Annotated in this window: 10 protein-coding genes and 2 pseudogenes; 3 read left to right on the top strand and 9 right to left on the bottom strand. The window is 67.1% G+C overall.

Annotated elements, in window-relative coordinates; genetic code table 11:
* The 5 genes and pseudogenes from HV701_RS26080 to HV701_RS26060 all read right to left on the bottom strand — a co-directional run.
* Nucleotides 1-557 (bottom strand): annotated as a pseudogene (locus HV701_RS26080) (flagellar hook-length control protein FliK); the annotation flags it as partial.
* Nucleotides 554-907 (bottom strand): flagellar protein FliT, encoded by a 354-nt coding sequence (locus tag HV701_RS26075; RefSeq protein ID WP_006385218.1) that lies wholly within the window; start codon nucleotides 905-907, stop codon nucleotides 554-556. The gene HV701_RS26075 and the pseudogene HV701_RS26080, both read right to left, overlap by 4 nt.
* A gap of 48 nt (nucleotides 908-955) precedes the next feature.
* Nucleotides 956-1,384 (bottom strand): flagellar export chaperone FliS, encoded by a 429-nt coding sequence (gene fliS / locus HV701_RS26070; protein WP_175135895.1) that lies wholly within the window; start codon nucleotides 1,382-1,384, stop codon nucleotides 956-958.
* Nucleotides 1,385-1,402: 18 nt separating this feature from the next.
* Nucleotides 1,403-2,791, bottom strand: coding sequence for a flagellar filament capping protein FliD (gene fliD / locus HV701_RS26065; RefSeq protein WP_175135894.1), 1,389 nt, complete (start codon nucleotides 2,789-2,791; stop codon nucleotides 1,403-1,405).
* 144 nt (nucleotides 2,792-2,935) lie between these two features.
* Nucleotides 2,936-3,325: a flagellar protein FlaG gene (locus HV701_RS26060; RefSeq protein ID WP_175135893.1), complete on the bottom strand. Its 390-nt coding sequence runs from the start codon at nucleotides 3,323-3,325 to the stop codon at nucleotides 2,936-2,938.
* Nucleotides 3,326-3,468: 143 nt separating this feature from the next.
* Between HV701_RS26060 and HV701_RS26055 the strand changes: the two genes are divergently transcribed.
* Nucleotides 3,469-4,206, top strand: a complete 738-nt coding sequence (locus HV701_RS26055) for an IclR family transcriptional regulator (RefSeq protein ID WP_175135892.1) — start codon at nucleotides 3,469-3,471, stop codon at nucleotides 4,204-4,206.
* A 28-nt stretch (nucleotides 4,207-4,234) separates the two neighbouring features.
* Here HV701_RS26055 and HV701_RS26050 read toward each other — a convergent pair whose 3' ends face one another.
* From HV701_RS26050 to HV701_RS26035, 4 genes are all read right to left on the bottom strand, one after another.
* Nucleotides 4,235-5,401: an acyl-CoA dehydrogenase family protein gene (locus HV701_RS26050; protein WP_175135891.1), complete on the bottom strand. Its 1,167-nt coding sequence runs from the start codon at nucleotides 5,399-5,401 to the stop codon at nucleotides 4,235-4,237.
* Nucleotides 5,401-6,627 (bottom strand): CaiB/BaiF CoA transferase family protein, encoded by a 1,227-nt coding sequence (locus HV701_RS26045; protein WP_236756742.1) that lies wholly within the window; start codon nucleotides 6,625-6,627, stop codon nucleotides 5,401-5,403. Before HV701_RS26045 ends, HV701_RS26050 begins: the two co-directional genes overlap by 1 nt.
* Nucleotides 6,624-7,595, bottom strand: a complete 972-nt coding sequence (locus HV701_RS26040) for a Bug family tripartite tricarboxylate transporter substrate binding protein (RefSeq protein WP_175135890.1) — start codon at nucleotides 7,593-7,595, stop codon at nucleotides 6,624-6,626. Before HV701_RS26040 ends, HV701_RS26045 begins: the two co-directional genes overlap by 4 nt.
* A 76-nt stretch (nucleotides 7,596-7,671) precedes the next feature.
* Nucleotides 7,672-8,088 (bottom strand): cupin domain-containing protein, encoded by a 417-nt coding sequence (locus tag HV701_RS26035; protein ID WP_175135889.1) that lies wholly within the window; start codon nucleotides 8,086-8,088, stop codon nucleotides 7,672-7,674.
* A gap of 162 nt (nucleotides 8,089-8,250) precedes the next feature.
* Here HV701_RS26035 and folC point away from each other — a divergent pair, with 162 nt between their 5' ends.
* Nucleotides 8,251-9,561 carry a bifunctional tetrahydrofolate synthase/dihydrofolate synthase gene (folC, locus tag HV701_RS26030; protein ID WP_175135888.1) on the top strand — a complete coding sequence of 437 codons (1,311 nt, stop codon included), beginning with the start codon at nucleotides 8,251-8,253 and terminating at the stop codon, nucleotides 9,559-9,561.
* A 77-nt stretch (nucleotides 9,562-9,638) separates the two neighbouring features.
* Nucleotides 9,639-9,978 (top strand): annotated as a pseudogene (locus HV701_RS26025) (SPOR domain-containing protein); the annotation flags it as partial.

Raw genomic sequence — 9,978 nt, 5'->3', positions numbered from 1 at the left:
GCCGCGCTGCTGGCGGCTGGCGTGGTGGGGGCCTGGGCGCCACTGCCGGCTGGCGCGGGTGGGGTGGGGGAAGGCTGGGCCGCCGCCTGCGCCGTGGCCTGGCCGGCGCTCGCCTGCGCGGGTGCGCCGTTGGCGGATGGGGAGCCGTCCGCGCGCCAGAGCGGCGCGCGGCCTTGCACTGCCGGGGCGCCTTCAGGGTATTGGGCGAGCAAGGCCAGGATGGCGCGGGCGGTGGTGCCCAGCGTGGTCGGGGCCGACGCGGTGGTGTCGCTACTGGTAACCAGGCCGCGCGCGGCCAACGCCAGCGCCGCGGCGGTCTTGGCATCGACGACCGTGGCGGGACGATCGCCGCGGCCACCGCCGGTCTGGATACCCTGGCGAGGGTCGCGGTTCGAGCCGTCGGCCGAGCCGGGCTTGTCCAGGCTGCCGGGCTGGCTGACCGCGTCCGGCCGCGCGCCCGAGACCTGATTGGCACTGGCGGCGGACATCGTCGTGCCGAGCACGGCGTCCAACCGCTGCACTAGGACGTTGCCGAGTGCCGCGGGACCCACGCTCATGCTTCAGGCGCCTGGTAACCGTAGGCCGAGAGCAGGGTCTGCTGGCGTTTCATGCGGCCCAGCAGTTCGCCCAGCCGGGCCAGTTGCGGCAGCGCCAGGTCACGCGTCATGGCGTCGTTTTCCAGGATGCGCACCAGCAGGTCGTACTTCATGGCGCGGCCGGCTTCGTCCAGTGGCGCGGTCGGTTCGGCGATGCGCAGGCGTTCGACCAGTTCACAGTATTGCTGCCCGTGGGCCATGGCCGTGTCCCAGTCGCCGGCCTGGGCGGCCGTCAACATCTCGCCCGTGATGAGGGCGATCTCCTGGTAGTGTTCCAGAATAGGGGAGGAGTACTGGGTAAGGGACGTCATGGAAATCTCGGGCGTTCGATGGCTGGCTGGATGTGTGTTTCTGGGCCATCAGGGCTGCGTTACACCAGCCGGTCGGTCGATGGAGGTTTGCCAAGCCTCGGCCAGGTCCGCCAGCAGGCGGTCGGCGATGTCCAGTTGCTCGGCATCCGCTTTCAGATTCGCCGTCAGCAGGGTGCGGACGATGTAATCGTAGAGCCGGGAGAGGTTGGCGGCGATGTCGCCGCCGGCCTCCATGTTCAGCCCGGTCTTCAGGCCTTCATCGACGATTTTGATCGCTTTCGAGATAGCCGCGCCGCGTTCGGCGACCCGGCCTTCCTGCAGGTGGATGCGCGCCTGCCCGATCGCCGCCCGGGCACCCAGGTACAGCAGGGTGATCAGCCGCTCGGGGCTCGCTCCCAGCACCTGGGTTTCCAGGCCGATATCGGCGTAGGAGCGAACGGATTGGGACCCTGTGGGGCGGCGGGCGGCGTAAGTCATTAAAGCATCTTCTACAGGTTATTTGCTCGATTTGTTCATCGCCGCAAATTGTTGGGTCAGGTAGTTGGCGGTGGTCTGCATCTGCATGTAGAACTTGTCCAGCGCCACGAAGCGGGTCCGCATCTGGTCGATTTCGGCATCGCTGGCGGCCTTGGCGCGCTTCTGCTGGGCGTCCAGGTCGCTCATGGTCTTGGCCAGGCCGTCGGTGCGCGTTTTCAGCGAACCGTTGCTGCCCAGCACGTCCTTGAAGGCGGTATCGAAATTCTTGGCCAGGCCGTTGTCGCCGGTCAGCAGCTTGGTGACGTCGGCCGGGCTTTCGGACAGCGCCTTGTCGAGCTTGGTCTGGTCGAGCTTGAGCTGGCGCGTCATCGGGTCGGTGGTGATGCCCAGGTCGGCCAGCGAGCGCACCGTGCCTTCGCCCAGCACCGCCTGCAGGGCGCTGGTCACTGACGATTGGATCGAGCGCGTGGTGCCGTCGCCGGTCAGCGGCTGGTTGGTGGCCGCCTTGGCGTCGAACGCGGTCAGGTTCTTGATGGTCGTCTGCAGCGCGTTGTAGGTCTTGATGAAGTCCTGGACTGCCTTGCTGGCCACCGAGGTGTCGGCTTCCAGCTTGAGCGTGATCGGCTTGCCGGTTTCGGTCTTGTCGGTCAGGTTCAGCGTGACGCCGTCGATGGCCGTGGAGACGTTGTTCGAGCCGCTCTTGACGGTGATGCCATTGATGAGGATCTCGGCATCGGCGGCCTTGGTGTCGGTCATGCCGCTGGTGCTGCCGTCGGGGGCGGTACTGAACGAGAGGATGTCCTGGAGCGATTGGTCGCCAGTCACCGTGATGTTCTTGACCGCGGCCTGGACGCCGGTGTCCTTGGCCGTCAGCATCAGGTAGTTGTTGCCGTTGCCGTCGTTGATGACGGTGGCGCGCAACCCCGATTTGTCGTCGGCATTGATGGCCTTGACGATGCCGTTGAGCGACGTGTCGCCCTTGAGGTCGATGGTGCGCTTGGTGCCGTCGGCCAGCTCGATCTCGAACGAGCCGGTGTCGCCATGCTTGGCGGTACGGTCGGCCACCGCGCCCGATTGCAGGCTCTGGGCCCGTGCCAGGCTGTTCACTTCGATGGTGTATTGGCCCGCGATGGCGCCCTCGGCGGCCACGGTGGCCGTCAAGGCGGTGCCGCCGGTGACGCTGCCCTTGATGGCGGCCATCGTCTCGGTCTTGCCCAGCACGCCGGCCGACTTCTGCAGGGCTTCCAGCGCGCTTTGCAACTGCGCATAGGCGTCGATGCGGGTCTGGTAGCTTTGGGCGCGGGTGGTGTAGATCGAGAGCTTCTTGTCCTCGGCGGCCTGCAGGTCCGACAGGATCTTTTCCAAGGGCAAGCCGGAAACCGAACCGAGGTTAGTGATAGAGGCCATGTGAAATTCCTTCCTAGCGATGCGATTCTGTCAAAAATGGGGTGCCGGCGATTGGCCGGGCAAGGGCATAAGGCGGGCCTAATTCGATGTTTCTGTCATCGAACAGCACCGGAACGGGCATAGCAAAAAAAATCGAGTGCCATATCAAGCCGTGGTTTTGATGCCGTTTCCTTGCATGTTGACGATCATTTTGGCGATCTTCAGTACGGCTTCACTTGGGATGGTGCGCAGGACGTCCCCCGATTCCGCGTCGACCACGGACACCACCACCTGGTGCACGTCGGGATCGATTTCGAACTGCAGCTGGGTGGACCAGGCTTTCATTTGCTCGTTGATTTCGTCGAGCGCCTTGTCCAGGGGCAGCTTCTGCGATGTCGATTGTTCCGACGTGGCGGAATCGGCCCCGCCGCTGTTACTGCTGGCAGCCGGTGGCACGACGGTGACCGACGGGTCGGCGGCGGCAGGCGCGGCCGCGACCGGTGTTGGCGCAGCTGCGGGTGCGAACGCCGCGGGGGCTAAGGGGGTTACGGCCATGATCACTCCAACGGCGATGTGGGCGTCTCGGAGGAACGCGCTGTTTTCAGGGAATTCTCAGCTACGATTACGGCAGCCTCGCAGGGAACTTTAGGCCCCGGCGCGGACAGTTGTTTCATGTGCTAACAAGTTGGGAACGGGCAATGAGTGTCAAGACGGCGCTGCGAGTCATCGAAATCATCGAAACCTATGCCCGGGAGAAGCGCGCCTTGCCCTTGTCGGAACTGGCCCGGCTGCTGGATGTGCCGGTGTCGAGCTGCCTGGCCCTGATCCGCACCCTGACCGGCCTGGGCTATCTCTATGAAACCGGCCGCCGCCAGGGGTATTACCCGACCGGCCGCCTGCTGGCGATGGCGCAGCGCATCGCCCGCGCCGACCCGGTGCTGGACCGGGTTTATCCCAGCCTGGTGGAATTGCGGGACGCAACGCGGGAGACTGTCGTCTTCGCCAAGCTGACCGCGGATGGCCGGGTGGTGTACCTGGATGTGCTGGACTCGCCACACACGATCCGATATGCGCCGGTTGCCGGCGAGTTCAAGGACGTACACGCCAATTCGCTGGGAAAAGCGCTCATGTCGCTGATGGACGAGCCGGCCCGCGACGCCCTGTTGGCGGCCATGCCGTTGACGCGTTACAACGATCGCACACTGGTTACGCGCGAAGCGCTGTTGCAGGACATCGACCGTTCGCGCCAGCGCGGCTGGTACATGAATAGTGGCGAATCGATTCCGGACGTGGGCGCCATTGCCTGGCCGGTGACGTTGTCGGGCGAACACTATGCCATTTCGGTCGGTGGTCCGATTTATCGCATCGAGCCGTGCCAGGAGGAATACGCCCGCATCCTGCGCGCGGCCTGCACCGGACTGGAGCAGCAGTCCTGAGGCCGGCCCGCAGCGGGCGGGCGGGGTTTCAATAGGACTTGGGCAGTCCCAGCACCTTCTCGGCGATGAAGCACATGATCAGTTGCGGGCTGACCGGCGCGATGCGCGGAATGAAGCTCTCGCGTAGCAGCCGTTCCACGTGGTATTCCTTGGCGTAGCCCATCCCGCCCAACGTCATCACCGCGGTCTGGCAGGCGTTGTAGCCGGCTTCGGCCGCCAGGTACTTGGCGGCGTTGGCGGCCGGGCCGCAGGGCTGGCCGGCGTCGTACAGGCTGGCGGCCTTGAACACCATCAGGTCGGCCGCTTCCAGCTGCATCCACGCCTGCGCCAGCGGGTGCTGGATGCCCTGGTTCTGGCCGATGGGCCGGCCGAACACCTTGCGCTCGCCGGCATAGCGTACCGCCCGTTCCAGCGCGGCGCGGCCGATGCCGACGGCCTCGGCGGCGATCAGGATGCGTTCCGGGTTCAGGCCATGCAGGATGTATTCGAAGCCGCGGCCTTCCTCGCCGATGCGGTCGGCCACCGGAATCCGCAGGCCGTCGATGAACAGCATGTTCGAGTCCACCGCCTTGCGGCCCATTTTCTCGATCTCGCGCACCTCGACCTTGGTGCGATCCAGGTCCGTATAGAAGAGCGATAGCCCCTGGGTCGGCTTGGCCACGTCCGCCAGCGGCGTGGTGCGGGCCAGCAACAGCATCTTGTCGGCTACCTGGGCGGTCGAGATCCAGATCTTGCGGCCGTGCACCACGTAGTCGTCGCCCTGGCGCTCGGCGCGGGTGCCGAGTTTGGTGGTGTCCAGGCCGGCATCGGGCTCGGTGACGGCAAAGCAGGCTTTCTCGCGCCCCGAGATCAGGGGAGGCAGCCAGCGGGCACGCTGCGCGTCATTGCCGAACACCACCACCGGGTTCAGGCCGAAGATGTTCATGTGTACGGCCGAGGCCCCCGTGAAACCGGCGCCCGAGGCGGCGATGGTCTGCATCATCAGGGCGGCCTCGGTCATGCCCAGGCCGGCGCCGCCGTGTTCCTGCGGCATGGCGATGCCGAGCCAGCCGTCGCGCGCCAGGTCGGCGTGCAGCGGCTCGGGGAAACCGCCTTCGCGGTCGCGTTCCAGCCAGTAGTCGTCGGGGTAGCGTTCGCAGATGCGCGATACGGCATCGCGCAAGGCCAACTGGTCGGGGGTGAATTCAAAGTCCATCAGTGCGTTCCTTCCTGGGTGATGCGATGGGAGAAGAGGGCGTCGATGGCGGCGTCGTCGTAACCGGCCTCCGCCAGTACTTCGCGGCTGTGCTGGCCCAGCGTTGGCGCCGGGCGGCGGATCGCGGTCGGCGTACCCTGGTAGCGGCCGAGTGGGGCGGGGGTGCGCAGGCGGCCCTCGGTGGGATGGTCGTGGTGCTGCACGAAGCCGGTGGCCGCCAAATGCTCGTCCTCCAGTAGATCGTCCACCGTATAGAGTTGCGAGGCCGGGATGTCGGCAGCCGTCAGCGCCTGCAGCCAGTCCTGGCTGGAACGTGTGCGGATCACGTCGGCGACGAAGGCATAGACCTCGTCGATATGCGCCGCGCGCGCGCCGTGGCTGTGAAAGCGCGGGTCCTGCCCGAGTTCGGGCTGGCCGATCAGGGCGAAGAAGTTGCGCCAGTGCTTGTCGTTGTAGATCAGCAGGCAGAGGTAGCCGTCGGCCGTGGCGTAGGGGCGCCGGTGCGGCGCCAGCAGCCGCGCATAGCCGGTGGGGCCGAGCGGCGGCTCGAAGGTGGCTCCGCCCAGGTGGTCGCCCAGCACCAGGTGGGCCATGCCTTCGAACATGGGGATCTCTACCTGCTGGCCCTGGCCGCTGGCGCGGGCGTGCAGGACCGCCGATACCAGGGCGATGCCGACGTGCAGGCCGACGGCCCGGTCGGCCAGCGTCAGCGGCGCATAGCGCGGCACGTCGCCGCTCTGGCGCGCCGCCAGCGCCGCGATGCCGGTCTGGCCCTGGATCAGGTCATCGTAGGCAGGGCGGCCGGCGTAGGGGCCGGCCTCGCCGAAGCCGTAGGCGCCCAGGTAGACGATGCGCGGATTGCGCGCCGCCACCGCCTCGTACGACAGGCCCAGCCGGGCCATGGCCTGGGGGCGGATGTTGTACAGCATGGCATCGCAGCTCTCGGCCAGCCGCAGGCAGGCCTCGCGGCCTTCGAGGGTCTTCAGGTCCAGCACCACCGAGCGCTTGTTGCGATTCAGGTGCAGGTACAGGTGCCCCATGCCCGGGTGACGCATCGGCCCGACGGCGCGCATGTTGTCGCCAGCGGGCGATTCCACCTTGATGACGTCGGCTCCCAGGTCGGCCAGCACCTGGGTGGCATACGGGCCCATGACGACGGAACTGAGATCGAGGATCCGCACGCCGGCCAGGGGGCCGGCGGCCGGCGCGGTGGCGGGCATCGTCATTGCTGCTCGATCCCCGCATCGCGGATCAGCTTGCCCCACAGATCGCGCTGTTCGCTGACGAATTGGGCGAATGCCTCGGGCGAGCTGGAGAAGGCGTCAAAGCCCAGGCCGGCCAGGCGCTTGCGCACGTCGGGCTTGGCGACCACCTGCTTGATGGCATCGTTGAGCTTGGCGACCACCTCGGGCGGCATGCCGGCCGGGCCGAAGTAGCCATTCCAGGAATTCAGGTCGAAGTCCGGCACGCCCGATTCCGCCATGGACGGCAGGTCCGGCACGATGGTGCTGCGCGCCGCGGTGGAGACCGCCAGCGCCCGCAACTGGCCCGACTGCACGAAAGGCAGGCCTGAAGCCAGGTCTGTGAACATGAAATCGACCTGCCCGCCGACCACGTCGGTCAGGCCCTGCGGCGTGCCCTTGTAGGGCACGTGCAGGATGTCGATCTTGGCGCGATTGGCCAGCGTGGCGCCGGCCACGATGCCGGTGCTGTTGCCGCTGGCGTAGGTGATGCGGCCCGGATGCTGGCGGGCGTCGGCGATCAGGTCGGCCACGGTCTTCCACGGACGCTTGGGATTGACCACCAGGATGAATGGCAGATTGCCGCCGCGTGCGATCGGCGTGAAGTCCTTGACCGGGTCATAGGGGACATTCTTCATCAGCCACGGAGCGGCCGAATGCGAGGTGTTGGTGGTCACGAACAGCGTATAGCCATCCGGCTTGGCGCGCGCCACGTAGTTGGCGGCGATGGTGGCGTTGGCGCCGGGCTTGTTCTCGACCACGATCTGCTGTCCCAGGATGGTCGACAGCTCGGCGCCGAAAATGCGGCCAACCGCGTCGGTGCCCGATCCGGCGGGAAAGGGCACGATCAGCGTGATGGGTTTGTCCGGATAGTCGGCGGCGTGGGCCAGGGGCAGGGTCAGCAGGGCCGCGCCGCCGATCAGGGCGGCGCGCAACAGGCGCAGTAGTTGCATGGTTTGTCTCCAGATGGTGGGAATCCGGACGCGGCTCTGCGGCCGCTGTCCGGCAATGCCGGGGAAAGCCGGCGCCTCAGGCGCCGGCGTCGGGCGCCGGGAAACCGCGGATGACGCGGTCGGGCGATTCTTCGTAGGGCGGGGTGTAGATCACCAGCAACCGGGCCGGCTCGTCGCTGGTGACGGTGAACACGTGCGGGACGTCGGGCGGGAAGTAGCAGCAATCGCCCGGCCCCATATCGGCCCATTCGTCCTGGACTTGGGCGCGGGCGGTGCCGGACAGCAGGTAACAGACCTGCTCGATGCCGGGGTGGGCGTGCGGCAATGCTCCCTTGCCCTTATCGATCACCCCCAGCAGCACTTCCACGCCGCGCGCCCCTACGGTGTCCGGGCCGATCAGGCGGCGATTCAGGGTGCCGGTGTGGTTGGCAGGGTGGTAGCCGGGCACGTCGGCTTCGCGGACCAGCCAGGCGGGCGGGGGGCGCTGCGTCATGTGGTCTCCTTGTTAGTTCTCATATGTGAATTTATTTTTACGTATGAGAAAAACATCGGCAAGCCTTTTTTCCCGAAGATCCCTTGCCACGCCCTGGGGATTAGGGAAAACACCGGGCGTGCGCTGCTAAAATCCCGGGTTGTTCACCTTCTTATTGCCGTCATGCCCTCTGCCCTCAAGCCCGCCGCCGGTGCCTCCCTGTCCGATTGGCTGCAGTACCTGGAATCCATCCACGCCACCGCGATCGACATGGGCCTGGAACGCGTGCGGGACGTGGCGGCGCGCATGAACCTGGCGCTGCCTGGCGTGAAGTTCGTGGTGGGCGGCACCAACGGCAAGGGCTCGACCTGCGCCATGCTCGAGGCCATCCTGCTGGCCGCGGGCTACAAGGTCGGTCTCTATACCTCGCCGCACCTCATCGATTTCAACGAGCGCGCCCGCGTCAACGGCCAAATCGCCTCGGACGAAGCGCTGATCGAGCAGTTCGCGGCGGTCGAGGCCGCGCGCGGCGACATCACCCTGACATACTTCGAATTCACCACACTGGCGATCCTGCGCCTGTTCTCGCAATCGCGGCTGGACGCGGTGGTGCTCGAAGTGGGCCTGGGCGGCCGCCTGGACGCGGTCAATATCGTCGATGCCGACTGTGCCGTCGTCACCAGCGTCGACCTGGACCACATCGACTATCTCGGCGACACGCGCGAGAAGATCGGCTTCGAGAAGGCCCATATCTACCGCGCCGGCCGCCCGGCCGTGTGCGCCGACCCGGTGCCGCCGCAATCGCTGCTCGATTACGTCGGGCAGATCGGCGCCGACCTGTGGCTGTTCGGGCGCGACTACAACTATTCGGGCGATCGCCAGCAATGGGCCTACGGCGGGCGCGAGCAGCGCCGCAGCGCGCTGGCCTATCCGGCGCTGCGTGGCGCCAATCAGCTGTTGAACGCCTCGGCCGCGCTGGCCGCGCTCGAATCGGTGCGCGACCGCCTGCCGGTGCCGCAGCAGGCGGTGCGCCAGGGCCTGTTGCAGGCCTCGCTGCCGGGCCGGTTCCAGATCCTGCCGGGCCAGCCGACGGTGATCCTGGATGTTGCCCATAACCCGCACGCCGCCGCGGTGTTGGCGCAGAACCTGGACAACATGGGCTTCCATCCTTATACCTACGCGGTGTTCGGCATGCTCAACGACAAGGACCTGGCCGGCGTGCTGGCCAAGCTTGGCAGCCGCATCGATCACTGGTTCTGTGCCGGACTGCCGGGGCCGCGCGGCGGCAGCGGCGAGCGCCTGGCCGAGCGGGTCGCCGCCACGCTGCCGGCAGCGCCGGCCGGAGCCGAAGCGCCGGGCGTTTCGGCCTGCGCGGATCCCGCCCAGGCCTTTGCCGCGGCGCGCGAACGGGCAGGGGAGAATGATAGAATCGTGGTGTTCGGATCATTTCTCACCGTGGCCTCGGTTTTGCAGTCTCTGGGTCGCAAGGCATAGGCAAAAGCGGCACAGGCCAAACCGGGTGTAGCGCCATGGCGGTCCGCCGCCATACCTGCCGCAAGGAATTCTCTCCCATGGGTTTTTTCAAACGCAAAGATCCTGCCGACCAGGCGCAGCCCTCCAAGCGAGCGGCGGTGCCCAGCGAGGTGCAGGCGGCGGAGTTGCGCGGGCGCGCCCGGCGCCGGCTGGCCGGCGCGATCGCGCTGGTGCTGGCCGCCGTCATCATCCTGCCCATGGTGCTGGATTCCCAGCCGGCGCCGGTCGCCGACAACATTCCCATCAGGGTGCCGGAGCGCAACACGCCGTTCCAGCCGCAAGTGAGCGAACCGCAGGTCGCCGCGCCGGCGTCCGGCAGCGCGCCCACCGAGCCCTCGGCCGCCGCCAACGCGCCGGCCACGCCGCCGCAGACGACCG

The organism is Achromobacter pulmonis, from assembly GCF_902859765.1.
GTDB classification, from domain to species: Bacteria; Pseudomonadota; Gammaproteobacteria; order Burkholderiales; family Burkholderiaceae_B; genus Achromobacter; species Achromobacter pulmonis.
The sequence above is the reverse complement of the archived record's forward strand: the minus strand, read 5'-3'. Positions and strand labels throughout refer to the sequence as shown.

Coding starts and splice junctions, on each gene's coding strand:
- HV701_RS26075 (WP_006385218.1), bottom strand. CDS start 907: ATGACGTCCCTTACCCAGTACTCCTCCCCTATTCTGGAACACTACCAG.
- fliS (WP_175135895.1), bottom strand. CDS start 1,384: ATGACTTACGCCGCCCGCCGCCCCACAGGGTCCCAATCCGTTCGCTCC.
- fliD (WP_175135894.1), bottom strand. CDS start 2,791: ATGGCCTCTATCACTAACCTCGGTTCGGTTTCCGGCTTGCCCTTGGAA.
- HV701_RS26060 (WP_175135893.1), bottom strand. CDS start 3,325: ATGGCCGTAACCCCCTTAGCCCCCGCGGCGTTCGCACCCGCAGCTGCG.
- HV701_RS26055 (WP_175135892.1), top strand. CDS start 3,469: ATGAGTGTCAAGACGGCGCTGCGAGTCATCGAAATCATCGAAACCTAT.
- HV701_RS26050 (WP_175135891.1), bottom strand. CDS start 5,401: ATGGACTTTGAATTCACCCCCGACCAGTTGGCCTTGCGCGATGCCGTA.
- HV701_RS26045 (WP_236756742.1), bottom strand. CDS start 6,627: ATGACGATGCCCGCCACCGCGCCGGCCGCCGGCCCCCTGGCCGGCGTG.
- HV701_RS26040 (WP_175135890.1), bottom strand. CDS start 7,595: ATGCAACTACTGCGCCTGTTGCGCGCCGCCCTGATCGGCGGCGCGGCC.
- HV701_RS26035 (WP_175135889.1), bottom strand. CDS start 8,088: ATGACGCAGCGCCCCCCGCCCGCCTGGCTGGTCCGCGAAGCCGACGTG.
- folC (WP_175135888.1), top strand. CDS start 8,251: ATGCCCTCTGCCCTCAAGCCCGCCGCCGGTGCCTCCCTGTCCGATTGG.